The following is a 26,669-nucleotide window of genomic DNA, read 5'->3' on the forward strand; positions in this document are numbered from 1 at the left end:
CTTCGGACGTGACTTCTAGAGCGTGTGTCAAAATACTTGTCATCTCAAAAGACAGTTGTTCAGACAAGAACTCCGAGCGGCGGGTCGAAAATGCGCCGACCGCACCCGGTCGCCACCGGAGGAAGTCGACGACGGTCGACCGACCTCAGTCGGTCAGCCCGTAGCCGCGCCGGAAGAGAACGACGTTGAGACCGACGACCCCGAGCGTGAGCGCCGTCAGCACGCCGAGAGACAGGTTCGGGTCGACCTCTGTGACGCCGAGGAAGCCGTAGCGGACGCCGTTAACCATGTATATCATCGGATTGAGGAGCGACGCCTGCTGGAAGGTCGCGGGAATCTCGTTGAGCGAGTAGAAGACGCCGCCGAAGAACACCAGCGGGCGCAGGATGAACTGGTTCATCATCGTCAGGTCGTCGAAGTCGTCGGCCCAGAGGCCGCCGACCACGCCGAGACCCGCGAAAAGCAGGGTGATGACGAGCATGAACGCGACGAGGTAGAACGGTCTGGCGACGCCGACGGACGTGAAGAACGCGCCGATGAGCGCGACGAGCGCGCCGACGAGCACCCCGCGGGTCGCGCTGGAGAGGACGTACGCGCCGACCATCGAGGAGTACGAAAGCGGCGAGGTCAGCGCCTCCTCGATGTAGCGGTTCCAGCGGCCGTGGAAGATGGAAAACGAGGCGTTCTCGAAGGCGTTCGAGACGGCCCCGAGGACGATGAGACCGGGGAGGATAAACAGGATGTACGGGACGCCCGCGATTTCGTTGATGCGCTCGCCGAGGATGACGCCGAACACGGAGAAGTACAGCACGTTCGTGATGAACGGCGGGACGAACGTGTTGCGCGGGCGGCGGACGAACCGGAGGACTTCGCGGCGGAGCAGGGCGTAAAAGCCGGTCACGTCGAGGCTCGTGAGGCTCACTGCTCGACCTCCGCGGTGGCGCGGCCCTCGCCCTTTCTCGTCATCTCGACGAACACCTCTTCGAGCGACGTGCGCGAGATTTCGAGGTCGACGATTTCGTGGCCGGCGCGGTCGAGCGCCTGCACCACGTCGGGAGCGACGAGGCCGCCCTGCTGGGCCGTCACGACGAGGCGAGTCCCGTCCAGTTCGACGGCCTCGACGCGGTCGTCGTCGGCCGCGAAGTCGGGGACCGCCGTCGGCGGGTCGCGGAGTTGGACGACGATGTCGTCGGTGCCGCGGTCCATCAGTTCCTCGGGGCTTGCGACCTCGATGACGGAGCCGGAGTCGAGGATGGCGACCTCGTCGCAGAGGCGTTCGGCCTCCTCGATGTAGTGGGTCGTGAGCAGGATGGTCGTCCCGCTGTCGTTGAGGTCGACGATGGTCTCCCAGAGTTCGTGGCGCAGTTGCACGTCGACGCCGGCGGTCGGCTCGTCGAGGATGAGCAGGTCGGGGTCGGTGATGAGCGCCCGCGCGAGCATGAACCGCCGTTTCATCCCGCCGGACAGCCAGTCGAACCGGGTGTCGCGCTTGTCGTAGATGCCGACGCGCTTGAGCACCTCGTCGGCGCGCTCTGCGGCCTCGTCGTGCGGAATGCCGTGGTATCCCGCCTTGTGTTCGAGCACTTCGCGGATCGGGAAGAATCGGTCCACGTTGAACTCCTGGGGCGCGAGGCCGATTCGGTCGCGGGCTTCGCGGTAGTCGTCTTCGACGTCGTAGCCGAAGACGCTCGCCTCGCCGCCGGTCTTGCGGACGAGGCCCACGAGGATGTTGATGAACGTCGTCTTCCCCGCCCCGTTCGGCCCCAACAGCCCGAAGAACGACCCCTCGGGAACGTCGAGGTCGACGCCGTCGAGGGCGCGGACGTCGCCGTAGGACTTCGTCAAGTCGCGTATCTCTATCGCGGATGCCATTCGCTGGTGCGTCGTCGGGCGTGGACGCGATTAAGCGTAGTGTCCGCGGAACGCCCCGTCACGGCGTGGCACGCCCGGTCGCCGGGGAAACCGACGACGCTCGAACCCCGCTCAAAGAGTTAGATGTGTTACCACGTGTCAAATTAGGGCCTAATATCCATCCGTACAGAACTAAGTCATTAACTAATATTATCATTATCAATCATTAACTATTAGTACCACTCGGCAGTCGAACCGGGTGAGGAGACATCCGATGGTAGTATCCGCAGCACACCACGCAACCGACCACTCGACGACCGCGACCCGAACCGACCGCTACCGACCGCCGACCCCACCGACGTAACCGATGACAAACCGCGACAACACGACCCGAACCGACACGACGACCCGCACGCCGACCACCACTCGCTCGACGACGACTCGCCCTCGCGCCGCGCGACGCTACCCCAACAACGAGGAGAACATGGACGCGCCGCTCGTCCCCTTCATCCGACAACCGGGGGAGGACGACGAGATGACGAGCATCCGGCGCGAACTGGCCGCGCTCCGCGCCCAACTGAACCGCATCGAGCGAACGATGCAGCCCACCGATACCCAATGAACCCGACCGAACTCGACAGCGACGTCTTCGCACAGGATGTTGACAACCAGAAGGCCCGCGAACTGCGGGAGATGCTGAACACGCAGGACTTCGTGTTCGCCCCCGGCATGTACCACGCCCTCGACGCCCGCCTCGCCGAGATGACGGGCCACGACGCCGCCTACATGTCCGGCTACTCGACGGTCCTCGGGCAGTTCGGCTTCCCGGACCTGGAGATGGTCACGATGACCGAGATGGTCGAGAACGCCAAGCGCATGGTCGAGGCGACGAACCTCCCGGTCATCGCCGACTGCGACACGGGCTACGGCGGCATCCACAACGTCCGCCGCGCCGTCCGCGAGTACGAGAAGGCCGGCGTCGCCGCCGTCCACATCGAAGACCAGACGACGCCCAAGCGCTGCGGCCACATCGCGGGCAAGCAGATAGTCTCCCGCGAGAAGGCCCGCGCCCGCTTCGAGGCGGCCGTCGACGCCAAGCAGTCGGAGGACACGGTCGTCATCGCCCGCACCGACGCCTACGGCTCCTCGAACGGCGACTGGGACGAACACGTCGAGCGCGGTCGCATCTACGCCGACGCCGGCGTCGACATCGTCTGGCCCGAGATGCCGAACCCCTCGCGCGAGGACGCCGTCGCCTACGCCGAGGAGATTCACGAGACGCACCCCGACCTGAAGCTCGCGTTCAACTACTCCTCGTCGTTCGCGTGGTCCGAAGAAGAGGACCCGCTGACGTTCCAGGAACTGGGCGACCTCGGCTACAAGTACATCTTCATCACGCTGTTCGGGCTCCACTCGGGCGCGCACGCCGTCTACGAGGACTTCAAGAAGCTCGCCGAACAGGACGAGGAAGGCCAGTTCGACCTCGAACAGCGCTACCTCGGCCACCCGACCGAGAGCCACCACGAGCTATCGTTCGTCTCGCGGTATCAGGACATCGAGACGGAGTTCGACCCCGAGGCGCGCCGCCGCATCGAGGAGTCCGAAGGGTTCAGCGAGGAGCAGGCCGACCCCATCACGAGCAACGACGATGACTGAGCGCAGACACGACCGCGAGTTCGTGCGGACGTTCTTCACCTCGCCGACGGCCGTCGAGGGCGAAGCCGACTCCGCGAAGATGCTCCGACGGGCGGCCGGCCTCCGCGGGATGCAAGCGCCCGACGTGTGGGTCCCCGACAACGAGGACGCCACCGCGCCGTCGATGCGCGACGAGGGAGCCGAGAACATCGTCGAAGTCATCTCCGAGCACGGCGCGGCGTTCCCCGGCGAGATTCACCCCCGGATGGTCTGGCACCGCGACAGCCCCGGGACCCGGTATCAGGGCTTCCGGCACATGCTCGACATCACCGACCCCGAGCGGGGCGCGGTCGAGCACATCGACGGCTTCGTCATCCCCGAGGTCGGCGGCATCGACGACTGGAAGAAGGCCGACGAGTTCTTCACCATCGTCGAGAACGAGCACGGACTCGACGAGGGGAGCCTCGCAATGTCGGTTATCATCGAGAGCGGCGAGGCCGAACTCGCCATGGGCGACCTCCGCGACGAGATGGGCAAGCCGACGAACAACCTCGAACGGCTGTTCCTCCTCGTCGACGGCGAGGTCGACTACACGAAGGACATGCGCGCCATGACGCCGACCGGCGAGCTTCCGGCGTGGCCGGAGCTTCGACACAACACCTCGCGCGGAGCGAGCGCCGCCGGCTGTATCGCCGTGGACGGCCCCTACGATGACATCCGCGACGTGGAGGGCTACCGCGAGCGCATGACCGAGAACCAGGCGAAGGGAATGCTCGGCATCTGGTCGCTCACGCCCGGCCAAGTCGTCGAGGCGAACACCTCGCCGCTCCCGCCGAAGACCGGCAGTTGGCTCCTCGACGCGGGCGGCGAGGAAGTCGAACTCGCGTCCGAGGACGGAGCTGAGGTGTACGACGGCGACCGCCTCTCGCTCGAAGCCACCGACGACGGCTACGAACTCCGCGTCGGCGGCGATGCGCGTGAACTCACCGCGGACGAACTCCGCGAGGAACTGCTCGGGCTGACCTCGTACGTGCCGAGCATGGACGACATCGTCGACTCCATGGAGGAGTTCGAGGCGGCCAAGGAGGCCGGTCGCGGCGCTATCGCCATGACGCAGTCGGCGACGCTCCGCATCGGCGGCACCGAAATCGACATCGCCAAGGACCGCATGTGGGACGAGGCGACCTATCAGGCCGCGATGACGCCCATCAGCCTGTTCCAGGACGTGTACGAGCACCGTCCGGACCAACACGAAGAGTTAGCGGAGCGCTACGGCGCGGACGTCGTCGAGCGCGCGATGGAGGTGGGGCTCTAAGCTCGGGAACCGACCTCACCGCAGGGGGTCCGCCGTCGGCCCCGGGTTCCGGCTTAGTCACGCGACGGCGTCCGGCTTCGTAGCTCCGACGACGTGCCCGCCCGAACCGTGGGGGCGGCGCGTCGCGCTCTTTTTCCACTCGACGCGCAGTTTCCGACTCGACACGACCCCGACCGACGCTATTCTCAAGTTCCGCCCGCGCGAGTTGGCACGTGTGAACGATTCGACGAACACCCCGGCGACGCCCGTGGGGACGAGCGACAGCAACGGCGACGCGGACGAGTCGCTGGAACCCGACGCAGTCGTCGACTTCGAGTCCGTGGGCGTCGCGGACGAGGAGACGCTCGCGCGACTCCGTACGGTGAGCTTCTACCTCGACGAGGCGTTCGAGATTCCGGGGACGAACTACCGCATCGGCCTCGACCCGATTCTGGGGCTCGTGCCCGGCGTCGGCGACGCGACGGCCTCGGCGCTCTCGGCGTACATCCTCGTCGAGGCCGCCATGCTCGGCGTGCCGCGGGAGACGCTCGCGCGGATGCTCGGCAACGTCGTCCTCGACGCGACCGTCGGGTCGCTCCCGGTCGTCGGCGACGTGTTCGACGCGGCGTGGAAGGCGAACGCCCGGAACGTTCGGCTGTTGGAGGCCCGATACGACGACGCCTCCCCCGCGGCCGTAGCGGCCGACCGACGCTTCCTCTTGGCCGCGGTCGCCGCCATCGCCCTCCTGCTCGTCGCGCTCGGCGCGGCGACCGCGCTCGTCGCCCTGTGGGTGCTCGGACAGGTTGGACTGTTGTAAGTTACCAGTGCTCGAAACGAAGAAATCCGCTGTGTGAGTCGTTATCCACCCCCAAACTGTAAACTACAAGACATATATACGGGCTTGCAAATCATGGCGTATGGAACGACGAACTTTCCTGAAGAGCGTCGCCGCGACGGGAGCCCTCCTCACCACCGCCGGATGCATGGGCGGTGGCTCCGGGTCGCAGCCGACCGCGGGCAACGAGACGGGTAACGAGACCGGCAACGGCACGGCGGGCGAGACGACGGCCGACGTCGAGCCGGCCGAGGTCCCGGACCCCGAACTCGCCTTCCGCACCAACAGCGGCGTCCTCCGCGTGGTTCACATGGGCGGCGAGAAGATTACCGACGAGGCGACGAGCGAGGTCTACGTCACCGTCGACGACGAGCGCACCGCGACGTGGGTCGCCGACGGCGAGGAGGGGCAGGACTACCCCGTCTCGGTGGGTAACTTCCGCGAAATCGAGTCCGCCGAGAGCGGCTCGACGGTCGAGGTCGTCTGGGTCGGCCGCGCGGGTGCCGAAGAAGTCCTCGCCACCCACGAGGTCGCCGCAGAGGAGACCACGACGACCGCGACGACCAACGAGACGACCACGAACGGGACCGCCACCAACGAGACGGTCACCGAGACGACGGCCGCCAACGAGACGGTCACGACGACGAACGAGACGACCACGTCGTCGGACAACGAGACCAGCAACTGAGAACGACGGCCGACGCCGACGCGGACACCGGCGTCGGACGCGACGAGGCTTTTTTCGACTCGAAAGCGGTTCGACGTTCGCGCTGTCGCGGAGCAACGGGACCGCGATAGCGCTACGATACTCTCGGGTGGGCGGCGGCGGAACCGGCTCAGTCGTCGGCCGGGAGGCCGTCCGGGTCGGTCGCCGGTTCGGGCGCGACGAGACCGACGCGGACGCCGAGGCGACGACCCAGCGGGCCGAGCGCGTCGCGCTTCATGAACGCGAAGCCGAGGAGGATGAGCGCGAAGCCGACGACGGTGACGGGGCCGATGCGCTCGCCGAGGAACGCCCAGCCGGTGACGGCGGCGACGACCGGCGTGACGTAGTTGACGAGGCTGATTTCGACCGCGCCGATGCGGTCGAGCAGGACGAAGTAGGCGATGAAGCCGACGGCGCTGCACAGCACGGCCAAGAACAGCAGCGCGGCGACGACGACCGGCGACCACGCCACGCTCGCGAGGCCGGGCTCGCCGAGGACGGGGCTCGTGACGTGGAGCATGCCCGCGCCGAGGAGCATCATCCACGCCTGCATCGGAACGACGGGCGGGTTCCCGGGGAGCCGCTTGACGAGCACCGAGCCGAACGCCCACGCCGCGGCCGCGAGAAGGAGCAGGACGACGCCGAGGAGTTGGCCGCCGACCGACCCTGACGCGAGGGCGATGACCACCGTCCCGGCCAACCCCAGAAACACCCCGAGGAAGCCGAACCCGTCGAGGCGCTCTTCGGGCAGCATCGGCCACGCGAAAAGCGGCGTGAGGACGGGCGCGAGGCTGATGACGATGGCCGAGACGCCGCTCGTCACGTACCGCTGGCCGGAGAACAGGAGCGAGAAGTGCGCGCCGATGAGGAGCGCCCCGCCGACGAGGACGACGAGCCACTCGTCGCGGCCGCGGGGCCGCCAGTCCTCGGCCGCGAGCAGGCCGTAGGTGAACAGCACCACGCCGGCCACGTCGTATCGGAGGGCGGCGAACAGTACGGGCGGGAGGACGTCGAGGCCGACCTCGATGGCGATAAACGAGGTTCCCCAGAGGACCGCGATGGTCGCGAACAGTGCGAGCGTCCGATTCGTTTGCGTATTGATAGACACGAGATATCGACCGTAGACCCAGGTGTTGAAGCGGCTACCACGCCGCCGTACATCAAATTTCTCGGAGCCGAGATAGCACTCCACTCGGGTCGTGTTGACAAACATCTCTGAGCTGAGATACGTCGACAAGCCGTGCCGCGGCGACGCGGCGAACAAAGTAAGCTAGTTACGCGCGCCCCGATAGAGACCGAACATGAGCATCCTTGAGGACGCGCGAGCGCTCGCCGAGAGCGGGCCGGTCTGCGACGCCTGTCTGGGCCGGGCCTTCGCCGAGCGCAGTTTCGGGCTGACGAACGCCGAGCGGGGCAAGTCGCTCCGGGTCGCCGCCGCCCTCGACGCGGACGAGCCCTACGAGGCCGTCGAGACCGAGGACTGCTGGGTCTGCGAGGGGGCCTGCGCCGAGTTCGACGCGTGGGCCGAACGCTGCGCCGAGGCCATCGAGGACGTGGAAGTCGAGACGTATCAGGTCGGCACCCGCGCGCCGCCGCTCGTCGAGGAAAACGAGCTACTGCTCCGCGAGGGGGCGGGCCTCCCCGAGGACGCCGGCGAACTGTTCAAATCCGAGTTCAACCGCGAGGTCGGAAAGCGCGTGGGCCGACTCACCGGCACCGAGGTCGACTTCACCCGACCGGACGTGCAGTTCCTCCTCGACATCGAAGCCGACACCGTCGAGGCGCAGCTCAACTCCGCGTTCGTCTACGGGCGCTACCGGAAGCTCGCGCGCGACATCCCGCAGACCGAGTGGCCCTGCCGCGAGTGCGACGGCTCGGGCTACAAGGGCAAGGAGCCCTGCGACTACTGCGGCGGCTCGGGCTACCTCTACGAGGACAGCGTCGAGGGCTTCGTCGCCCCCGTCGTGACGGACGTGATGGACGGCGTCGACGCGAAGTTCCACGGCGCGGGCCGCGAGGACGTGGACGCGCTCATGCTCGGGACGGGCCGGCCGTTCGTGGTCGAAATCATGGAACCCCGCCGCCGCACCATCGACGTCGAACAGCTCGAAGGCGACATCAACGCGATGGCCGAGGGGGAAATCGAGGTCGAGGGGCTCCGCCTCGCCACCTACGACATGGTCGAGCGCGTGAAGAAACTCGACGCGAGCAAGGAGTACCGCGCCGCCGTCGAGTTCGACGACGACGTGACCGACGAGGAACTGGGGGCCGCGCTGGACGAACTCACCGGCGCGACCATCGAGCAGTACACGCCCCACCGCGTCGACCACCGCCGCGCGAGCATCACCCGCACCCGCCACGTCTACGACGCCACCGGCGACCTCGAAGACGCGCGCCACGCGACCGTCGAAATCCACGGCGAGGGCGGCCTCTACATCAAGGAACTCGTCTCGGGCGACGAGGGCCGAACCAACCCGAGCCTCGCCGGCATCCTCGACACCGGCGCGGTCGTCACCGCGCTCGACGTCATCGCCGTCGAAGGCGAGGACGAACCGTTCGAGGACGACGACTTCTTCAAGGACTGAAACGAGACCCCGGGGACCCCCTGCGAACGTCGCCGCAGACCGCAATCTCTAATTCTCGCCCGCGACACCCGACGAGGTATGCACATCGGCGTCGACGAAGCCGGAAAGGGACCCGTGTTGGGTCCGATGGTCGCCGCGGCGGTCCGAGGGGACCCCGACGCCCTCCCGGACGGAATCGCCGACTCGAAGCGACTCGCTCCCGAGCGCCGCGAGGAACTCGCCGCGAAACTCCGTGACCGAGACGACGTGGAAGTCGGGGTCGCGTTCGTCGAACCCGAGACCATCGACGACCCCGAGACGGACATGAACCTGCTGACCGTCCGAGCGCAGGTCGAGGCCGCCGCCGAGGTCGCCGTCGACGCCGACGAACTCGTCTGCGACGCGGGCGACGTGAGCGAGTCCAGATTCGGCCGCCGCGTCCGCGAGGGGCTGGCCGAGGCGGGCGTCGAAGTCGAGGTCCACGCCCAGCACCGCGCGGACGACGAACACGCCATCGTCGGCGCGGCGAGCATCGTGGCGAAGGTCGAACGCGACCGCCGGGTCGAGGAGATTGCCGCGTCGTACGGCGAGGTCGGAAGCGGCTACCCGAGCGACGGGACGACCCGCGAGTTCCTGCGGGAGTACGTCCGCGAACACGGGATTCTCCCGGACTGCGCGCGGAAGTCGTGGTCGACCTGCGCCGACCTCATGGCCGCACACGAACAGTCGTCGCTGGGCGATTTCTGAGTCGGCTCGGGAGCGGCGGTCGAAAAAGTGGAGGGTCGGTGGTTCGAGGGCGAGTCGCGGAGACGGCTCACCGCATCTCGGCGAGCGCGACGTACGAGCCTTCCTGCGCGGAGAGCCACGTCGTCAGCAACTCGTCTTCTGCGAGTCCTGCGGGGAAGATGGTGCACTCGTCTGGTGCGTCCTCGTACGGGGCGACGATGGCGACGAACTCCTCGTCGTCCGCGGGGGCGGAGCGTCGCGGAGCGTCCGGCCGGGTCGTCGTCGCGTCCGTGTCGTCGCGTCGAAGTGGCGTGTCTTCCATGAGTGGAGTGCGTGCACCGTGAGTACCGACGGGCGGCGGTTGGTCGGTTGCCGGTTCGGTCAGTATTTTATAGACAGTCTATATGATTCTGTCGGCGAATACGTCCCGATGAGGACGACCGAAACCGTCGCCGTCTTCCGATTCTGACATGGGGAACGATTGAGCGGTCGGAGAGGTATCAACTGCGAGAATCGCCACGGTGGTCTGCGGGCGGGGTCGTCGGCTCGCGGGGCTGGGCGCGTGACGGACGAGTGAGAGAAAGCGTCGGTCGGAGGTGGAGCCGACCTCAGCGGTCCTCGGTCAGGAGGATTCGGAGGATGTCACCGTACGCCGGGCGGGTGACGAGGACGCCGATGATGACGCCGAGGATGGTGAAGATGGCGAAGCCCTGCAGATCGCCGAGCGAGAGCACGGCGAGCGGGCTCATGGCGATGATGGTCGTCGCAGCGGCCGCGCCGATGACCCAGAAGGCCCGACGGAACCGCGACTGGAAGACCTTCCGCGACTTCACCGTGCCCTCAGCCATCACCTCGTCGGCGATGATGATGAGGTCGTCCACACCCGTCCCGATGACGGCGATGAAGCCGGCGATGACAGAGAGGTCGAGCGGGTAGCCGATGGCCGCGGCGAACCCGAGGAGGATGTACACCTCGGAGAGGCCGGTGACGATCATCGGCAGGGCGACCTGCGGTTTGCCGTAGCGGACGAAGACGACGCCGGCGACCGCGAGGACCGCGATGATACCCGTGATGAGCGAGTTGAACTTGAAGCTCTCACCCTGGCTCGGGGAGATGTACGACGAGGTGCCGCTGTCCTCGCCCGAGAGGTCGAGCTTGGCCGGCAGCGCGCCGGCGCGGAGGTTGATGGCGATTTCCTGGGCCTCGGACGTGTTGCGCGTCTGGAGCTGGAAGCTCGGTGCGCCGGCCCACTCGCCGGCCCGCATGGTGTCGGCGAGTCCGTCGCTCATGCCGAAGGCGTTGACGACCTCCCCGTTGACGACGAGCAGGAGACAGCCCTCGGTCGTGTTCTGTCCGCCGTCTTCCATGTAGGTACACCGGGTCCCGCCGTTCTGGGCGAGGCCGGTCTCGACGACCGCCGACTGGAACTCCTGTGCGGGTTCGTCCCGGACGGAGACGGGGACGAACGCCCCGCTCCCGACCTGGGACTCCTGTGCGGTCCCGATGGAGGTGAAGTCGGCCTGCGTCAGGACGGCCTCGCGCGTCTCGTAGGTCCGCGTGCCGTTCTGTGAGACCGGGTGATAGATGTCGATTTGGACCGTCCCGCGCTCGCCGACGAGGTCGACGACGTCCGACTGGTCGCGGTTGGGGACCTCGACGAGGATGAAGTGTTCGCCCGTCGCCGTGGTCACCTGTTGGACCGTCCCGCCGGAGAGGCCGGCCTCGTTGATCTTCGACTGGAGGACGCGGACCGTCTCGGCGCGGGTCGTCTCGGTGACGCCGTCTCTGACCTCGCCGTGGGCGTAGCCCGCGGCGTCGAGCGCGGCGGCCAAGTCGTCGGTCGTGGCGTTCTCGATGGTCACTTCGACCGTGTTGGACTCCGCGCCCACACGGGCGATGACGTCCGCGGCGTCGGCGCCGTCCAACTGAGCGGCGACCTGTCGCTCGACGACGCGGTCGGAATCGCCCTCGAACTCGACGTCCTCGGCCGTGACGCCGACGAGCGGCGCGCGGATGCGCGTCCCGCCGTCGAGTTGGAGGCCGAACTTGAGGTTCGTCGCGCCGCCGTCATCGGCGACGGGGCCCTGGGTCTGCCCCCCGATGGTCGGCGAGAAGAGGGCGAGCGTCGAGAGCAGGACGGCGACGACGAGGAAGATGACCCGCCAGTTGTCGCGGAGCGTGCTCATCGGGCCACCCCCTCGAACTTGTACCAGCGAAGGAGGGTCACGTTCAGCATGTAGGTGTTCATCAGGTCGGCGGTGAGGCCGAAGACGAGGACCGTTCCGATGGCGGCGAGCAGCTGAATGCCGAACAGCGTCGCCGTGATGGTCATGACGATCATCGCCGCGATGGACGTGAGCGTCATGGTGACACCGGTGCGCATGGCGCGCGCGGTGGACTCGTAGAAGTCACCGGACCGTCGGAGGACGTGGTTGTTCAGGAGGATGTCCGAGTCCACCGAGTACCCGATGAGCATCAGGAGGGCGGCGACGGTCCCCAGCGATAGCTCGATGCCGAGGAGGTTCATCAGCGCCACCGGGATGACGATGTCGGAGAACGCCGAGACGACGACCGCGATGGAGGGGACGAACGAGCGGAACATGGCGAACACGAGGATGCTCATGCCCGCGAAGGCGACCGCGAGGCCACCGAGGGCGAGCAGTTGCGTCTCGGAGCCGAAGTTAGCCGACACCGCATCGATAGACCTGACTTCGAAGCCGGCGTCTTCGGCCTGCGTCTGGAGCTCGCTCGACGTCGCGCTCCCGGACTGGAAGGTCACGACGTACGTTCCGTCGGCCGCGACGGAACGAATCGATTCGGGCTGACTGTCGAAGGCCGCGGCGACCTCGCTTTGCGGGGCATCCGTTGCGATACGGAGTTCGGTCCCGCCGGTGAAATCGACGCCCGGGTTCACCGGCGCGCCAGTCGCGACGTACCACCCTCCGATGACCAGTAGGGCCACCGCGAGGACCGCGAGGGGGACGGCCACGAGTTGGCGATTCGTGTACCGGGTGTAGTCTACCTCCGGTACCGTAAACTCAACCATGGGTTGCGGTCCTGAGCGGTGCCGAATAAGGTTTCTTATCCGCGGACGGCCTCGGCCGTAAAACGGTCTGACGGGCGCGCGGCGAACCCGCGACAGGCCCATAATCGTTGGCCGACAATCGTGAGGTATGGCGACCGACCAGACGGCGACCCGCGTGGTCGTCTCCTTTCCCGACGAACTCAGCGCGTGGGGCCGCGACCAGCTGACCACCGACCACTTCGTGACCTACCTGCAGCGGGTCCACGAGGACGCCGCGCCGGGCGACGAGTGGGAGGAGTTCCTCAACGTGGGCTGTTGCGGCGACGCGTTGACGCTGACGCTCCGCGTGGAGGGGCTCGACCCCGCGGACGCGACCGGAATCGGCGAGGAGACGACCGTCGAGTTCGTCGAGCGCGAGGGGAGCGTCCACGGCGGGTGGTGCGTCCAGAGCGCGGACGGTCCCGTCTCCTCGACCGGAACACAGCGGTAGCGAGAGGCGAAGCGGGAGCGAAGTAGACGAGCGAGCGGAGGGCGGAAAAGACCCGACTCAGGGCATGTAGCGGACCGCGACGACGCCCGGCTGCGAGCGGACTTCGACGCGGTTCACGTCGAGTCTGGCGGCCCGCGAGAGCAGCCCCTCGCGGTCCGAGAGGACATCGTCGACGGCCTGTTCGGTCATGTCGTCGGGAACCGAGAGGACGTGAATCTCGCCGGTGCCGGCGCGTTCCTCCCGGACGAGTTCGCCGTCGGGGTTGTCCGCGGCGATGTCGCGGGAGTTCGTCGTCGGCGACTCGGTGGAGCGCTCGACGGAGACGGTCCAGCGCGAGTCGACCTCGACGAGTTGCCACGAGACGTTCATCGGCGGGTCGGGCGCGACGGTCCCGCGGACGGCTTCGTCCTCGGAGACGCCGGGGTTCGACGAGAGCGCGTGAACCTGCCCGGAGTGAACGTCCTTCAGGACGGCCGACTCCTCGTCGGCGGCGGTGACGAGAAACGTTCCCGTTCGCTCGGACTCGGATTCGGTCTCGGACTCGGTCTCGGTCATCACCCGGTGTAAGCCGCCGGGCCTTTTCCCCGTTTCGGGCGCTTTCGACCGCGTGTGCCACCTGTACCCACGGCGACGGTGGGCTTTTCTCGCGGCGCTTCGACGCGACTGACGATGCCCGCGCTCTGGCGGTTGACCCGGACCGAGACGGCCCGACGCGTCTACGACGCGCTCAAAGCCCGCGGACTCACGGCGACGCAGATGGACGAGTACGTCGCGGACGCCGACGCGGCGGACGTCGGCCGCGACCCCCCGGCGGGCGTCGAGATTCGCGCGCTCGACCCCGCGGAGGCGACGCGGTTCGAAGCCCGATACGACGCGTTTTCCGAACTCAGAGGCGACGAGACGGCGGTGTGCGCGTTCGATGGTGGGGCAGACGAGGAACCTGTGCTCGTCGGCTATCTCTTCCTCGGCGACCCCGGCCTGACGTACCGCGTCCACCCGCTGGAGGCCGACGTGACCTTCCCCGGCGGCTACGTCCGCCGGGTGTTCGTCGCGCCCGAAGCGCGGAATCGCGGCATCGCCACCGCGCTCGTCTCGCGGGCCGTCGCGGTCGCCGGCGAGCGGGGGGCCGAAACGGTGCACGCGCTCGTCGCCCGCGACAACAGACCCTCGCAGTGGACCTTCGAGAGCGTCGGCTTCCGAGTCGCCCGAACCCGGGCGTACTACCGGGTCGGGCCGTGGCGTCGCCGGCGCGTCAAACCGCGTTCATAGCGGTACAGAGTGCTCAGTTACGTCCCGAGCGCTCCGTTCGGGAACGTTGATATATAGATATTTGATTTATATATACTATAGCGGTTAAATTTATACTCAATCGGCCGAGTGTGTCGGACAGACAGGCATGACGGACGAACTCAGGTCAGCACTTCGCGGGAGGCTGGACGCGGTCGACGCGCGGGCGAGCGAGGTCGTGCGCTCATCGACGGGGGAGAACATGATTTCGCGGCTCGGGGTCGCGGACTGGTTGAGTCTGGGCGCGCTCTTCTGGGCGTGGGTCGGCGCGATACTGTTCGTGTCGGGCGAGCCGAACTGGGCCATCGTGGCCGTCCTCGTCGGCTTCGCCTTCGACAAGGCCGACGGCTACTACGCCCGCAAGACCGGGACCGCCTCGGCGTTCGGCCGACAGATAGACTCCTTCATCGACATCTTCGCGTACCTCGTGTCGGCGGCGCTCCTGTACCACGTCGCGCTCGCGCCCAACCCGGTCGTGAGCGCCGTCGTCGGGTTCGTCGTCCTCACCTTCGGCGGCCTGCGACTCATCCGCCACAACAGCGAGGGCTTCGGCGACGACTCGGGGACCTCGTACTACCGCGGGACGACCGTCGTCCACACGCACCTCGTCGTGCTGGCGAACTACTTCCTCCTCCAGTTCGTCCCGCCGTGGAACGGCTGGGTCGCGGGCGCGACCATCGTGGCGGTCTGCCCGCTCATGACCTCCGACTACAAGGCGTACAAGACCGACGCGGGGCACCTCCTCGTCGGCGCCGCCGGCGTCCTGACGGTCGTCGGCTGTCTCGCGCTCGAATTCGGCGTGATATGAGCGGTCGGACGCAGGGCTCGCGGGAGGCGCGGACGCTCGCGGTCGACCTCCACGTCCACACCGACGCCTCCTACGACTGCGAGATGTCGGTCGAGGCGGTGTTGGCCCGCGCCGCGGCGGTCGGCCTGGACGCGGTCGCCATCACCGACCACGACTCGGTCGGGTCGCTCCCGCGGGCGTTCGACATCGCCCACGAGTACGGCGTCCGGGTCGTCCCCGGTGTCGAGGTCTCGACGGCCGACGGTCACCTCCTCGCGCTCGGCGTCGACGACCCGCCGGCGAGGGGACGACCGCTCTCCGAGACGGCGCGGGCGGTCCGCGAGTCGGGCGGCCTCGCGGTCGTACCGCACCCCTTTCAGACGTTCCGCCACGGCGCGTCCCGTCGGGCGATTCGGGACGTGGACGCCGTCGAGGTGTACAACGCGCACACGCTCACCGGGTTCAGAAACGGGCAGGCGCGGCGCTACGCCCGCCGCGAGGGCCTTCCGGGGACGGGTGGAAGCGACGCGCACCGACCCGCGCTGGTCGGACAGGCGTACACGGCCGTCTCGGTCGCGGCGGACGGCGGCGTCACGACCGACGCCATCTTGGACGGGGTTCGCGCCGGGCGGACCGTCGCGCGGGGGACGCGAACGACCGCCCGCCAGTACCTGCGGAAGTACGCGCTGAACGCCCGGCTCAAGACCGCCTCGTTCCTGTGACGGGCCGGCTGTTCGACTCGCCCGCGGCGCGGAACGCGGCGCTCCTCAGAGTCGGCGTCGTCGCGGTCGCCGCCGCGGTCCTCGCGGTCGCCGTCGCCGCGTTCGCCCCACGGCTCGCCGACCCGGCGTGGATTCGCTCGGCGGTCGAATCGACCGGCCCGTTCGCGCCGCTGGCGTTCGTCGGCGTCCAGACCCTGCAGGTGATTCTCGCGCCGATTCCCGGGCAAGCCCTCGCCGCCGTCGGCGGTTACCTGTTCGGGACGGTCGCCGGGACGGCCTACAGCATGGTCGGCGTCGTCGCCGGGAGCGCAATCGTCTTCCTGCTCGCCCGGCGTTTCGGCCGACCCGCGGTCGAGCGCCTCGTCGCCGACGACGCGCTCGCGCGGTTCGACGGCGTCGCCGACCGCCGGGGCGTCGCCGGCCTGTTCGTCCTGTTTCTCCTGCCGGTGTTCCCGGACGACGCGCTCTGTGCGCTCGCCGGGGTCTCGCCGCTTCGACTGCGGACGCTCGTCGTCCTCGTCGCCGTCGGTCGCCTGCCGACGTTCGCGCTCGCGGCGGCCGCCGGGCGGAACGCGGGGGCGGCGAACTACGAGACGGTTGCGCTCCTCGTCGGCGTCGGCGTCGTGGCCTCGGCGGTCGTCTACCGCTACCGCGACGAGTTAGCGGCGCGAGTCGGGTGAGGCCGAGTCGGAAAAAAACGAGTCCGCGGCGGTTACCGAAGCAGTCGGTGAATCCCGTAGATTCCCACCGCGCACGCGACCGGCGGGACGAGCCCGTAGATTGCGGGCAGGTCGTAGAGGAGCTGGACGACGGGAACGAGTGCGGAGACGGTCACGGGACCCACCGTGAACGGCTCTGCGGGCGTCTGAAGCTCCGCCGGCACCGACGCGACGAGCCCGACGTACACCGACGCCATGAACACGAAGCCAGCGAGCGCGAGGCTCAGGTCGTACCGCGGCTCCGAGCCGGTGCGGCGGTGTCGTCGGGCGACGAACAGTACGGGAGCGACCAGCGGCGCGACGACGAACAGCCCCACGAGGACGTAGAACGACCGCGAGAGGGTGAGCGAGCCGCCGGGGACGCCGGCGGTCGCGCCGATGAGAACCACGAGTCCGAAGGCGACGAACAGCGAGACGACACCCGTCGCGAGGGCACCGACGAGCACGTAGCACTTGAACAGCCACGACTCGCTGTGCCGGAAGGCGTACGGGAACGCGCCGATGACGCCGCCGTAGTCGTCTGCCATCGGTCGCCCTTGGGAGCGGCCGCGATTAAAGCGACCGGTGTCGTTTTGACGCCGGGCGACGCGGCATTCTGTATGCAGGTAGACCTCGGGAACGTCCTGGACACGGCGTCGTCCCACGGCGTCTCGCGCGAGACGCTCGAACGACTCGACGGCCGCGTCGCGGCCGCCCACGACCGCATCGAACGGGGCCGAGAGGCCGGCGAGCACGGCTACGAATCGCTGAACCTCCCGAACAGCACCGACCCCGCGGCGATTCGGGACGCCGTGAGCCGGTTCGACGACCCCTCCGCGGTCGTCACCGTCGGCATCGGCGGGAGCGCCCTCGGCGCGGCCACCCTCACCGACGCCCTCGAAAGCGACGTCGACGCCTACTACCTCGACAACGTCGACCCCGAGGCCGTCGAGCGCCTCCTCGACTCGCTGGACCTCTCGTCGACGGTCGTCAACGTCGTCTCGCGGTCCGGCACGACCGCCGAGACGCTGGCGAACTTCCTCGTCGTGCAGGAGGCGATGGCCGACGCGGGCGTCGACTGGGCCGACCGTACCTTCGTCACGACCGGCGAGGAGGGCAATCTCCGCGACCTCGCCGACCAGCACGACCTCCCGTCGCTCCCCGTCCCGGACGGCGTCCCCGGCCGCTTTTCGGTGCTCTCGACGGTCGGCCTCGCCGCCGCGGCCCTCTGCGGCCACGACATCGAGGCGGTGCTGGAGGGCGCGGCCGCACAGGAAGCGCGCCTGTCGGACTCGCTTTTCGACTCGCCCGCCTACGCCTACGGCGCGGTCTCCTACGCCCTCGCCGAGCGCGGCCTGCGGCAGAACGCGATGATGCCCTACGCCGAGTCGCTCGAAACGTTCTCCGAGTGGTTCGCCCAGCTGTGGGCCGAGTCGCTCGGAAAGGACGGCCTCGGCCAGACGCCCCTGCGAGCGCTCGGCGCGACCGACCAGCACTCCCAGCTCCAACTGTACCGCGCCGGCCCGCGCGACAAGCTCGTGACGCTCGTCCGCGCCACGGAGCGCGAGGACGTTTCCATCCCCGAGACCGACCTCGACGGCCTCGCGTACCTCGGCGGCTCGTCGCTCGGCGAACTGCTCGACGCCGAGTTCGAGGCGACCGAGGCGAGCCTCGCCGCGGCCGGCTGTCCGAACGTCCGCATCGAACTCGACCGCGTCGACGAGTACGGGCTGGGCGAACTCCTCTACGCGATGGAGGCCGCCTGCGTCCTCTACGGCGAGCTCGCCAGCGTTGACACGTTCATCCAGCCGGCGGTCGAGTGGGGCAAGCGCGCCGCCCGCGGCCTGCTCGGCGGCGGCGACTTCGCGGAGGCCGACGCGGTCGAAGAGAAGTCGCGGCTGGTCGTGGAGTAGTCGGAACGAGAGTCTCCCGGCGACCACGGCCGAGAGCTAACTTTTGCGGCGACCACCGAACGACCACCCAGCGACGACCACCGAACGACCACCGAACAGTCCATGGGCGGGAGCTTTCGAGGGGGGTCCCGAAGTCCGGTTCTCCTCTCGAAACGACGCAAACGGCGCAGAGTCACGAGACTCCACGGAATCACGAGAATCGACCCGAATCGGTTATCCGACCCCGTTCCGAAGGGGAGGGCAATGGCACACGACACCGCCCGCACGTCTGCGAGCCCCGCAGACCACCTCCAAGCGTACGGTGGCATCATCATCGTCGTCGCCCTCTCGCTCCTCGTCGGCGCGACGTTCGGCTCGCTCGCCGGCGGCCTCGCTCGCGGCGTGGTTCCGGGTGACACCGCACTCATCGGCGCGATACAGAGCGCCGGGCAGTTCGTCGGCTTCGGCGTCGTCGGCGCGGGCTACCTCGCCGCCCGCGACGACTGGGACCTGATTCGGTTCGAGCGACCGACCGCGCGCGACGCCCTGTGGATCGTCGGCGGGTTCGTCGCCGTGATGGGCGTCTACCTCGGCGCGTCGGCGCTGATGTCCGCGCTCGGCATCCAGAGCGGCGACAGCGTCATCGCCCAGCAGGGCCGCGAGAACCCGGTGTACTTCCTGTATCTCACCGTCGTCACCATCGTCCTCGTCGGCCCGGCGGAGGAGCTCATCTTCCGCGGCGTCGCCTTCGGCGAACTCCGCCGACTCTGGGGTCCCGCGCCCGCGGTCGTCCTGTCGAGTCTGGTGTTCGCGTCGATTCACGTCTGGTCGTTTTCCGGCGAGGGGGCCTTCGTCTCGCTGGGGATGGTGTTCCTCCTCGGGAGCGTCCTCGCGCTCGTCTACGAGAAAAGCGGGAACCTGCTCGTCGCCGCGCTGGTCCACGGGCTGTACAACGCGGTCCAGTTCCTCGTGAGCTACGCGCAGGCGACCGGCATGGTCTGAAAAAGAACGTCGGACAGCCGAGTCGAGTCGGCCGGTTCGACCGGCTTACGCCGGATTCTTCCGCGACAGCTCCATCCCGCAGATGGGACAGCGCTCTTTGTTCTCGTCGAACTCGCGGCCGCAGCCCTGACACTGGAACTTCCAGCTCCGCTGTTCTGCGATGCCGTCTTGGGCGATGACTTCGACGCCGACGTTGAGCCGCTCGGCGACGTTCTGCATCGCGTAGTCGTCGGTGACGAGCGTCGCGTCGAGTTCGAACGCGGCGGCGATGAGGCGCGTGTCGGTCTCCGAGAGCACGTCGCGGTCGCCGGTCTCGCCCGCGGCGCGGAGCACCTTGTCCACGGTTCCCTGTCCGGGGATGTGGACGTACATGCCCGCGCCTTCGAGGGCGTCGAACCGGAAGGCGTGCTCGCCGGTGAGTTCTTCCTTGACGAGGGGAATCGAGGCCGTCTCGTCGTCGGTGTGGTACTCGTTGATGAACGCAGAAGCGTCGAGAATCCGCATTGAGAATCTATCCTGAAACTACCGTTGGACGACGATGTAATCCTTGACCGCCTGCACGCGGTTCACCGGGACACGGAACCGACCGCGGTCGTCCTGGTCGAACGCCACGCGGCTCGGGGCGACCTGCTCGTTCGGCTGGACGAGGAGGTCGTGAAGCTCGCCCGATTTCAGATCCATCGTGATGTTGTACAGCATCCCGAGTTCCGTCCCGTCGGACCCCATGACGGCCTTTCCGGAGAGGTTCTCGGCGAGTATGTCGGCCATACACACCCCTTCCTCGCCGGTTCACATAAACGACACGGGCACGTCTGACGGGCGGCCGACGAGCGAATCCGGACCCGAGCGTGGGCCGCGAGAACAGTCGACACGGCGAATCGCGGGGTCGTGCGCCCGTGACGATGGACTTAACTTGAGTCACCGACTCGATTCCGGTAAGAGCTTTCTCCGGGGCGATTCTCCATGTCCGACACTGATTCGACGTCACAATCCGATACGCTTCGCACACCCATCGTGGCCGTCCTCGGCCACGTGGACCACGGGAAGACGAGTCTTCTCGACAAGATTCGCGGCTCCGCCGTCAGCGAGGGTGAGGCCGGTGCCATCACCCAGCACATCGGCGCGACCGCGGTCCCCTTAGACACCGTCTCGCAGATGGCCGGCAGCCTGGTCAAACCCGAGGACTTCGACCTCCCGGGGCTGTTGTTCATCGACACGCCGGGCCACCACTCCTTCAGCACCCTCCGCTCTCGCGGCGGGGCGCTCGCCGACATCGCCATCCTCGTGGTCGACGTGAACGACAGTTTCCAGCCGCAGACCGAGGAGGCCATCGACATCCTCAAACGAACGGGGACGCCGTTCATCGTGGCCGCGAACAAGATAGACACGACGCCGGGCTGGAACCCCCAAGAGGGGGCCCCCATCCAGAAGACCTACGAGGAACAGTCCCAGCGCGCCCGCTCGAAACTCGACGAGAAGCTGTACGAGATTATCGGCGAACTCTCCGACCGGGGCTTTTCCTCTGACTTCTACTGGCGCGTCCAGAACTTCCAGTCCAACATCGGCGTCGTCCCCGTCTCCGCGCTCACCGGCGAGGGCATTCCGGACCTGCTGGGCGTCCTCATGGGCCTCTCCCAGCGCTACATGAAAGACGAGATGGCCATCGACGTGGCCGGCCCCGGCTCCGGGACGGTCCTCGAAGTCAAGGAGGAACGTGGCTTCGGCGCGACCCTCGACGTGGTCCTCTACGACGGGACGATTCGCGCGGGCGACACCATCGTCGTCGGCGGCGCGAACGACCCCATCGTCACCGAGGTCCGCGCGCTCCTCCAGCCCCGACCGAACGCCGAGATTCGCACCGAAAAGCGGTTCGACAAGGTCGACGAGGTCGGTGCCGCGGCCGGTGTGAAAATCGCCGCCCCCGACCTCGAAGACGCGATGGCCGGCGCGCCGGTCCGCGTCGTCGGCGACCGCGACCTCGACGAGGTCATCCGCGAGGTCGAAGCCGAACTCGCCGACATCGAAGTGACGACCGAAGAGGAGGGCGTCGTCGTCAAGGCCGACACGCTCGGCAGCCTCGAAGCGATGGCGAACGCCTTACAGGAGGCCGAAGTCCCCATCCTCCGCGCCGAGGTCGGCGACATCGCCCCGCGCGACGTTGCCGTCGCCTCGACCGCCCGCGAACCCGAGCACAAGGTCATCCTCGGCTTCAACGTGGACGTGCTCTCGAACGCCGAGGCCGAACTCGACAAGAACGACGTGAAGCTGTTCGAAGACGACGTCATCTATCAGCTCGTCGAGGAGTACGAGGAGTACGTCGACGAGATGAAACGCGCCCAGCAGGAGACGATTCTCGACAAAATCGTCCGGCCGTGTCGCTTCCGCATCCTCCAGGACCACGTCTTCCGGCAGAACAACCCCGCCGTCGTCGGCGTCGAAATCATGTCCGGGACCATCAAGAACAACATGAACGTCGTGAAGTGGGAAGACGGCGAGCCCACTCGCGTCGGGCAGCTCTCGGGCATCCAAGAGAACGGCGAGGACGCGTCGAGCGCCCGCGCCGGCTCGCGCGTCAGCGTCGCCATCGACGGCCCGACGGTCGGCCGGCAGATAGACGAGGGCGACGAACTCTGGATCGAACTCCCCGAGAAGCACGCGAAGATTCTCGAACAGGAACTCCGCGACGACATCCCCACCGACGAACTGGAGGCGCTGTCCGGCTACCTCGAAAAGCACCGCCGCCGCGACCCCTTCTGGGGGAAGTAGGCGCGAGACGCGACCGGAAATCTCGCGGATTCACCGCGCCCGCGACGCCCGCCCGACGCGGTCCGGACGGCCGTTCCATTCGACCACCGGGACCGACCCGTCCGGCGAAATAGCTATTATTCACACGTTCGTACTCGTCTCCGAGTGGTATCATGCGCACACGAACTCCCCATAGCGACAGCATCGTCTCGGAAGCGACGCGGTACGACGCCATCCTCGCGACACTGCCGCTCCCAATAGTCGTCGGGACGGCGGCCGGCACGCTCTCGCCGCTCCCCCTCTCGCTCGTCGTGGGGGCGAGCGGCCTCGTCTCGGCGGCCGTGCTCGCTCACGGGTTGTTCGTTGCGACGCCGCGGTCGGCCGTCGGGCCGACACGCGGGTCGGATGCGTCCGCCGAGACCGACGTCCCGCTCGGCGGCGTTACGTCTCGCGCTCGCGACGACACCGGGCGAAACCGTCGTCGCGGGAGCGTCTGAGCGAGTTCACGCACTCGTTTTGCACTCAGGGGCGGTTCCACTCCCAGAACCAGTACGCCGCGCCGAACAGCATCAGCCCCGCGCCGAGCGCGGAGGTCGCCGGTTCCGGGAAGACAAACAGGAGGAATCCGACGATGATGAGCGTCGTCGGGCCGATCTCGTCCGCGTATCCGAGGAGCGAAGCCATACCTCCCTTTCGACCGCCTCCGTGAAGTGTATTGTTCTCGTTCTGAGAGGACGAGAGCGCTCGGAAGCGAAGCGACAGGCCGTGAAAGGAGTCGCGGAGTGAATCGGTCGGCGACCGCGCGTCAGTCGCCACTCGGACCCCGACGGCGGCGGGGGTCGTTCGGGGTTACCGCGCGGCGGGCGTGAGGTCGTCGCCGACGGCGCTCATCACCTGGAACGCCGCGGTCGCGGCGAGTCCGCGGGCGACCTCGTTTCGGTCCTCGTCGGTGAGTCCGGCGTCGAGTTCGTCGGCGTCCGGCGAGAAGCCGGCGCTGACGGGGTGGCCGACGGGCGGGTGGACGGCCACGGTCGCCAGCGGTCCGTTCGACCCCGTCGAGAGCTCCGAGCCGACGGCGAACCCCTCGGGGAGATACGACTCGGTGCGCGAGACGATGCCGGCGACGGCCCGCCGGAGTGCGTCCATCTGCTCGACGGTCAGTTCTCGGTTGGCCGACGGCTGGCCGGCCCCAGCCACGCCGGGAGCGCCCGCATATGGGTTGTTCCCGTTCATCAGTCGTCTGCGATACGGGAAGGACGTGTAAAAAGCCGTCGTCGGCGGTGATGTGGCGAGCGAATCGAAACCGGGTGACGACGCGGTTGCGACGCGGGCGAGGCCGTCGCGGCGCGGACGAGACCGTCGCGGCTCGGTCTCGGCTCGGTCGCGGCGCGGTCACGACGCCGTCCGCGGGAGCGACACGGTGACCACGGTCCCGTGGGCCTTCGGCTTCGAGATGTCGAGGGAGCCGCCGGACGCGTCGACGATGGCGCGAACCAGCCAGAGGCCGACCCCGCTCGTGTGCGAAAGCGGCGTCTCCGAGCCGGAAAGGAGGGCGTCGCGCTCGGCATCGGGGATACCGGGGCCGTTGTCGGTGACGGTCACCCCGGCGACTTCGCCGAGTTGCCAGACGCCGACGTGCACCTCCGGTTCGTCGCAGTCGGCGTGGACGACGGCGTTGTCGAGTAACTCCGCGAGACTCCGCGGGAGCGCCGGATGCGCCCGCACGACGAGCGACTCCGGCGAGGCGACCGAGACCTGCACCTCCGGATACTCCATTTCGAGGTCCTCGACGGCGTCCGCGACCGCACAGGAGAGGTCGACGTCGACCTCGTTCCCCTCCGCGAGTTCGACGGTGCGGAGGAGCGCGACCTCGTCGCTCACTTCGACCAGCCGGTTCGCGCGCACCTGAATCGCCTCGACCGGGTCGATGTTCGAACCCGCGTCGCCTTTCGACTCGACGAGTTCGGCGTAGCCGAGGATGGCGGTGCAGGCGTTTCTGATGTCGTGTCTGAGGATTCGATGGAGGACGCTCGTGTGTGCGAGCGTCGACTCCAGTTGCTCGGAGGTCCGGTTCAGTTTGGACTGGCTCCGGTTGACGAGGGCGTACACCAACAGCGCCGAGAGGCCGACGAACAGCCATCCCTTCGCCGTCTGGATGAGTTCGTGGTTCGGGAGTCCCTCTACGAGACTGTCGCTCGTCGCGACCCAGAGGAAGCCGAAGGCGGCGTAGATAAGCGCCACTCGCCCGGGAGACAGGTCGAACGGCGCGTCACCACTCATGCCGGAAGGGTTCTCACAAAAGCTGATGAGTCCGTCGGTCAGCGCGGGGACCGTCAGAAGATGGATTCGCTCTGCCCGTAGGCCGCGACCGTGACGGCGGTGGTGTAGCCGTCGCCCTCGTGGGTCCCGGTCGTGAGCGCGACTTCCTCGTCGTCGAACGACCACTCGCGGAGGTTCCGGCCCGCTTCGAGCCCGTCGAGGACGGCCGCGCGAACGCTCGCTTCGTCGGTGCCGGACGCCTCGTAGAACAGGCCGGGTCCGGAGCCGGTCGCCCAGCCGAGGCCGGCGACGACCGTCTCGCCGGGCGTCGAGGTGGTCTCGCGGGCCTGCACCACGGTCAGTCGGTTGCCCGCCGGGCCGAGGTCGGGGGCCACGTCGACCGCCTCGACGGTCGCGTCGGCGGGTACGACCGAGGAGACGGCGACGAGGTTGTAGTTGTGGACGTTAGCGGCGGCGAGGGCGGCGTCGTACGACGCCATCTCGGTGGGGGCGGTGCCGACCCCGCGGACGACGCGAATCGTGTTCATGTCCGAACTCTCGCGGCGGCGGAAAAGGGGGTTACGAATAGTGGCGCTCGAAAGCCGGGGCGAGGCGGGGGCGTCGACGACCGCCGCGACGCCGGTTCCCGGCCGGGTTCAGTACTGGTAGTCCGTGAAGCCCGAGATGGGGCCGGTGCCGGACTCCTCGACGTTCGAGAGCTTCTCGTGGGCGGCGTCGAAGTCCGCGCCCGTCACCTCGGTCCGGCCGTCGCGGATGGCGAACATCCCGGCCTCGGTCGTGAGCGACGCGATGTCCGCGCCGGAGTAGTCGTCGAGTTCCTCGGCGAGCGCGTCGAGGTCCACGTCGTCGGCGACGTTCATGTCGCGGGTGTGGATGTCGAGGATGCGGCGGCGGCCCTCGACGGCGGGCTTGGGCACCTCGATGAGGCGGTCGAACCGCCCCGGCCGGAGAATGGCCTCGTCGAGCATGTCGAAGCGGTTAGTCGCCGCGATGATGCGGATGTCGCCGCGGTCGTCGAAGCCGTCCATCTCCGAGAGCAGTTGCATCATCGTGCGCTGAACCTCGGCGTCGCCGGAGGTCTTCGAGTCCGTGCGCTTCGAGGCGACGGCGTCGATTTCGTCGATGAAGATGACCACCGGTTCGCGCTCGGCGGCGAGCTTGAACAGGTCGCGGACGAGCCGCGCGCCCTCGCCGATGAACTTCTGGACGAGTTCGGAGCCGGCCATCTTGATGAACGAGGCGTTGGTCTCGTTGGCGACGGCCTTCGCGAGCATCGTCTTCCCCGTTCCCGGCGGGCCGTACAGGAGCACGCCCGCGGGCGGGTCGATGCCGACTTCCTCGAACATCTCGGGGTTCTCGAGGGGCTGTTCGACCGCCTCGCGGACCTCGCGGACCTGCTCGTCGATGCCGCCGATGTCGTCGTAGGTGACCGTCGGCGACTCGACGACCTCCATCGCCTGCGCCCGCGCGTCCGTCTCGTCGTCGAGGACGGTCTGGACGGCGAACGAATCGTTGATGGCGACGCGGTCGCCGGGTTCGATGTCGTCGATGTTCAGGCTCGGTGCGAACTCGGTCAGGACCTCCTGGTTGTTGCCGTGCTGCTTGATGATGACGCCGTCGTCGGTCAGTTCTTCGACCGTGGCGATGTAGTACGAGGCCGTCTTCAGGGCCTCGTTTCGCGCCTTCATCTGGTCGACCTCGTCGACCAGTTCGGCGTGACGGTCGTCGGCGTTCTGGAGCCGCTGGTCGAGTTCGCGGTTGACGTCGACCATGCGTTCGAAGTGCTGGCGGAGTGCAGAGAGGCGCTCTGCATCCGACATCTCGGGGTCCAGATCGAGATGAGGACGTTCCGGGAGAGATGGACTCCGTGACATCAGTGATTGGCCACACTTAGGCATGCGCGTAAATGTGCCTTTGGGTCAGAGAACACGAGTGCGCCGCTCGAAGCGGTTTTAGGTGACAGCGCCCCCGTGGCCGCTCGCTTTCCGGGCGAATCGAAGGCCCGCGGGCGGTGTCTGCGACTCGCGCGAAGCGAAACGGGCCCAACAGGAACACGCGCACTGAAGAAGGTGTGAAAGGAGGAAGTTGCGGAGGTTCGGTGTGTACAGGTCGCCCCTCGTTTCGGCCCGA

The 26,669-nt window shown here is 67.9% G+C and carries 31 protein-coding genes; 16 read left to right on the forward strand and 15 right to left on the reverse strand.

Features of this window, described 5'->3' with window-relative positions; all coding sequences use genetic code 11:
• Positions 1 to 145: 145 nt before the first annotated feature.
• Positions 146 to 922: an ABC transporter permease gene (locus tag DEQ92_RS14915; protein ID WP_004976259.1), complete on the reverse strand. Its 777-nt coding sequence runs from the start codon at positions 920 to 922 to the stop codon at positions 146 to 148.
• Entirely contained in the window at positions 919 to 1,872 is a 954-nt protein-coding gene (locus DEQ92_RS14920; RefSeq protein WP_004976261.1) for an ABC transporter ATP-binding protein, read from the reverse strand. Before DEQ92_RS14920 ends, DEQ92_RS14915 begins: the two co-directional genes overlap by 4 nt.
• Before the next feature lie 346 nt (positions 1,873 to 2,218).
• On the opposite strand from DEQ92_RS14920, the gene DEQ92_RS14925 reads away from it, so the two are divergent.
• From DEQ92_RS14925 to DEQ92_RS14945, 5 genes are all read left to right on the forward strand, one after another.
• The gene (locus DEQ92_RS14925; RefSeq protein ID WP_004976263.1) at positions 2,219 to 2,473 is read left to right on the forward strand and encodes a hypothetical protein; all 255 of its coding nucleotides are present in this window, start codon (positions 2,219 to 2,221) and stop codon (positions 2,471 to 2,473) included.
• Positions 2,470 to 3,507: an isocitrate lyase gene (gene aceA, locus DEQ92_RS14930; RefSeq protein ID WP_004976265.1), complete on the forward strand. Its 1,038-nt coding sequence runs from the start codon at positions 2,470 to 2,472 to the stop codon at positions 3,505 to 3,507. The genes DEQ92_RS14925 and aceA overlap by 4 nt, the downstream gene beginning before the upstream one ends.
• The gene (aceB, locus tag DEQ92_RS14935; RefSeq protein WP_115821088.1) at positions 3,500 to 4,801 is read left to right on the forward strand and encodes a malate synthase AceB; all 1,302 of its coding nucleotides are present in this window, start codon (positions 3,500 to 3,502) and stop codon (positions 4,799 to 4,801) included. Before aceA ends, aceB begins: the two co-directional genes overlap by 8 nt.
• Positions 4,802 to 5,015: 214 nt before the next feature.
• A complete protein-coding gene (locus DEQ92_RS14940) occupies positions 5,016 to 5,597 on the forward strand; it encodes a DUF4112 domain-containing protein (protein WP_115821089.1) in 582 nt (193 codons plus the stop codon).
• A 100-nt stretch (positions 5,598 to 5,697) separates the two neighbouring features.
• On the forward strand, positions 5,698 to 6,303 hold the full coding sequence (locus DEQ92_RS14945) for a twin-arginine translocation signal domain-containing protein (protein WP_049905166.1): 606 nt from the start codon (positions 5,698 to 5,700) through the stop codon (positions 6,301 to 6,303).
• A 148-nt stretch (positions 6,304 to 6,451) separates the two neighbouring features.
• Here DEQ92_RS14945 and DEQ92_RS14950 read toward each other — a convergent pair whose 3' ends face one another.
• The gene (locus tag DEQ92_RS14950; protein WP_004976276.1) at positions 6,452 to 7,429 is read right to left on the reverse strand and encodes a DMT family transporter; all 978 of its coding nucleotides are present in this window, start codon (positions 7,427 to 7,429) and stop codon (positions 6,452 to 6,454) included.
• Positions 7,430 to 7,622: 193 nt separating this feature from the next.
• Between DEQ92_RS14950 and DEQ92_RS14955 the strand changes: the two genes are divergently transcribed.
• Both DEQ92_RS14955 and rnhB read left to right on the forward strand, forming a co-directional pair.
• Positions 7,623 to 8,906, forward strand: coding sequence for a tRNA pseudouridine(54/55) synthase Pus10 (locus DEQ92_RS14955; RefSeq protein ID WP_004976278.1), 1,284 nt, complete (start codon positions 7,623 to 7,625; stop codon positions 8,904 to 8,906).
• Positions 8,907 to 8,984: 78 nt separating this feature from the next.
• The gene (rnhB, locus tag DEQ92_RS14960) at positions 8,985 to 9,632 is read left to right on the forward strand and encodes a ribonuclease HII (protein ID WP_115805324.1); all 648 of its coding nucleotides are present in this window, start codon (positions 8,985 to 8,987) and stop codon (positions 9,630 to 9,632) included.
• A 67-nt stretch (positions 9,633 to 9,699) separates the two neighbouring features.
• Here the strand turns inward: rnhB and DEQ92_RS14965 are convergent, their stop codons facing one another.
• From DEQ92_RS14965 to secF, 3 genes are all read right to left on the reverse strand, one after another.
• The gene (locus DEQ92_RS14965) at positions 9,700 to 9,933 is read right to left on the reverse strand and encodes a hypothetical protein (protein ID WP_004976282.1); all 234 of its coding nucleotides are present in this window, start codon (positions 9,931 to 9,933) and stop codon (positions 9,700 to 9,702) included.
• Between the two features lie 286 nt (positions 9,934 to 10,219).
• Entirely contained in the window at positions 10,220 to 11,797 is a 1,578-nt protein-coding gene (gene secD, locus DEQ92_RS14970; protein WP_004976284.1) for a preprotein translocase subunit SecD, read from the reverse strand.
• Positions 11,794 to 12,657, reverse strand: a complete 864-nt coding sequence (gene secF / locus DEQ92_RS14975) for a protein translocase subunit SecF (protein ID WP_042663512.1) — start codon at positions 12,655 to 12,657, stop codon at positions 11,794 to 11,796. The genes secD and secF overlap by 4 nt, the downstream gene beginning before the upstream one ends.
• A gap of 127 nt (positions 12,658 to 12,784) precedes the next feature.
• Between secF and DEQ92_RS14980 the strand changes: the two genes are divergently transcribed.
• Complete coding sequence (locus DEQ92_RS14980; RefSeq protein ID WP_115821090.1) at positions 12,785 to 13,126, forward strand: hypothetical protein; 342 nt, start codon at positions 12,785 to 12,787, stop codon at positions 13,124 to 13,126.
• 57 nt (positions 13,127 to 13,183) lie between these two features.
• On the opposite strand, the gene DEQ92_RS14985 is transcribed toward DEQ92_RS14980, so the two are convergent.
• Positions 13,184 to 13,681, reverse strand: coding sequence for a DUF5812 family protein (locus tag DEQ92_RS14985; protein ID WP_004976287.1), 498 nt, complete (start codon positions 13,679 to 13,681; stop codon positions 13,184 to 13,186).
• Between the two features lie 114 nt (positions 13,682 to 13,795).
• Here DEQ92_RS14985 and DEQ92_RS14990 point away from each other — a divergent pair, with 114 nt between their 5' ends.
• From DEQ92_RS14990 to DEQ92_RS15005, 4 genes are all read left to right on the forward strand, one after another.
• Complete coding sequence (locus DEQ92_RS14990) at positions 13,796 to 14,395, forward strand: GNAT family N-acetyltransferase (RefSeq protein ID WP_004976288.1); 600 nt, start codon at positions 13,796 to 13,798, stop codon at positions 14,393 to 14,395.
• Between the two features lie 127 nt (positions 14,396 to 14,522).
• Complete coding sequence (locus tag DEQ92_RS14995; protein WP_004976289.1) at positions 14,523 to 15,221, forward strand: CDP-alcohol phosphatidyltransferase family protein; 699 nt, start codon at positions 14,523 to 14,525, stop codon at positions 15,219 to 15,221.
• Positions 15,218 to 15,922 carry a PHP domain-containing protein gene (locus DEQ92_RS15000; protein ID WP_004976290.1) on the forward strand — a complete coding sequence of 235 codons (705 nt, stop codon included), beginning with the start codon at positions 15,218 to 15,220 and terminating at the stop codon, positions 15,920 to 15,922. The genes DEQ92_RS14995 and DEQ92_RS15000 overlap by 4 nt, the downstream gene beginning before the upstream one ends.
• Complete coding sequence (locus DEQ92_RS15005) at positions 15,919 to 16,602, forward strand: TVP38/TMEM64 family protein (RefSeq protein ID WP_115805325.1); 684 nt, start codon at positions 15,919 to 15,921, stop codon at positions 16,600 to 16,602. Before DEQ92_RS15000 ends, DEQ92_RS15005 begins: the two co-directional genes overlap by 4 nt.
• A gap of 32 nt (positions 16,603 to 16,634) precedes the next feature.
• Here the strand turns inward: DEQ92_RS15005 and DEQ92_RS15010 are convergent, their stop codons facing one another.
• Entirely contained in the window at positions 16,635 to 17,168 is a 534-nt protein-coding gene (locus tag DEQ92_RS15010) for a hypothetical protein (protein ID WP_004976292.1), read from the reverse strand.
• A gap of 72 nt (positions 17,169 to 17,240) precedes the next feature.
• On the opposite strand from DEQ92_RS15010, the gene DEQ92_RS15015 reads away from it, so the two are divergent.
• Entirely contained in the window at positions 17,241 to 18,533 is a 1,293-nt protein-coding gene (locus tag DEQ92_RS15015; protein ID WP_004976293.1) for a hypothetical protein, read from the forward strand.
• A 243-nt stretch (positions 18,534 to 18,776) separates the two neighbouring features.
• A complete protein-coding gene (locus DEQ92_RS15020; RefSeq protein ID WP_004976294.1) occupies positions 18,777 to 19,514 on the forward strand; it encodes a CPBP family intramembrane glutamic endopeptidase in 738 nt (245 codons plus the stop codon).
• A gap of 45 nt (positions 19,515 to 19,559) precedes the next feature.
• Here the strand turns inward: DEQ92_RS15020 and DEQ92_RS15025 are convergent, their stop codons facing one another.
• Both DEQ92_RS15025 and DEQ92_RS15030 read right to left on the reverse strand, forming a co-directional pair.
• Positions 19,560 to 20,018 (reverse strand): NOB1 family endonuclease, encoded by a 459-nt coding sequence (locus tag DEQ92_RS15025; protein ID WP_004976295.1) that lies wholly within the window; start codon positions 20,016 to 20,018, stop codon positions 19,560 to 19,562.
• Positions 20,019 to 20,036: 18 nt separating this feature from the next.
• A complete protein-coding gene (locus DEQ92_RS15030) occupies positions 20,037 to 20,282 on the reverse strand; it encodes a PRC-barrel domain-containing protein (protein WP_004976296.1) in 246 nt (81 codons plus the stop codon).
• Between the two features lie 195 nt (positions 20,283 to 20,477).
• Here DEQ92_RS15030 and infB point away from each other — a divergent pair, with 195 nt between their 5' ends.
• A complete protein-coding gene (gene infB / locus DEQ92_RS15035; protein WP_050459307.1) occupies positions 20,478 to 22,280 on the forward strand; it encodes a translation initiation factor IF-2 in 1,803 nt (600 codons plus the stop codon).
• A gap of 152 nt (positions 22,281 to 22,432) precedes the next feature.
• Entirely contained in the window at positions 22,433 to 22,756 is a 324-nt protein-coding gene (locus DEQ92_RS15040) for a hypothetical protein (RefSeq protein WP_115805328.1), read from the forward strand.
• Between the two features lie 25 nt (positions 22,757 to 22,781).
• On the opposite strand, the gene DEQ92_RS23920 is transcribed toward DEQ92_RS15040, so the two are convergent.
• The 5 genes from DEQ92_RS23920 to pan2 all read right to left on the reverse strand — a co-directional run bounded on the left by DEQ92_RS23920 (position 22,782) and on the right by pan2 (position 26,413).
• Positions 22,782 to 22,943: a hypothetical protein gene (locus tag DEQ92_RS23920; protein ID WP_004976299.1), complete on the reverse strand. Its 162-nt coding sequence runs from the start codon at positions 22,941 to 22,943 to the stop codon at positions 22,782 to 22,784.
• 165 nt (positions 22,944 to 23,108) lie between these two features.
• Complete coding sequence (locus tag DEQ92_RS15045) at positions 23,109 to 23,492, reverse strand: DUF5811 family protein (protein ID WP_004976300.1); 384 nt, start codon at positions 23,490 to 23,492, stop codon at positions 23,109 to 23,111.
• A gap of 159 nt (positions 23,493 to 23,651) precedes the next feature.
• Complete coding sequence (locus tag DEQ92_RS15050; protein WP_115805476.1) at positions 23,652 to 24,500, reverse strand: sensor histidine kinase KdpD; 849 nt, start codon at positions 24,498 to 24,500, stop codon at positions 23,652 to 23,654.
• 92 nt (positions 24,501 to 24,592) lie between these two features.
• Positions 24,593 to 25,066, reverse strand: coding sequence for a pyruvoyl-dependent arginine decarboxylase (locus DEQ92_RS15055; RefSeq protein WP_004976302.1), 474 nt, complete (start codon positions 25,064 to 25,066; stop codon positions 24,593 to 24,595).
• A 108-nt stretch (positions 25,067 to 25,174) separates the two neighbouring features.
• The gene (gene pan2 / locus DEQ92_RS15060) at positions 25,175 to 26,413 is read right to left on the reverse strand and encodes a proteasome-activating nucleotidase Pan2 (RefSeq protein WP_050459305.1); all 1,239 of its coding nucleotides are present in this window, start codon (positions 26,411 to 26,413) and stop codon (positions 25,175 to 25,177) included.
• Positions 26,414 to 26,669 lie beyond the last annotated feature (256 nt).

This window comes from Haloferax sp. Atlit-6N (assembly GCF_003383195.1).
Lineage (GTDB): Archaea > Halobacteriota > Halobacteria > Halobacteriales > Haloferacaceae > Haloferax > Haloferax gibbonsii.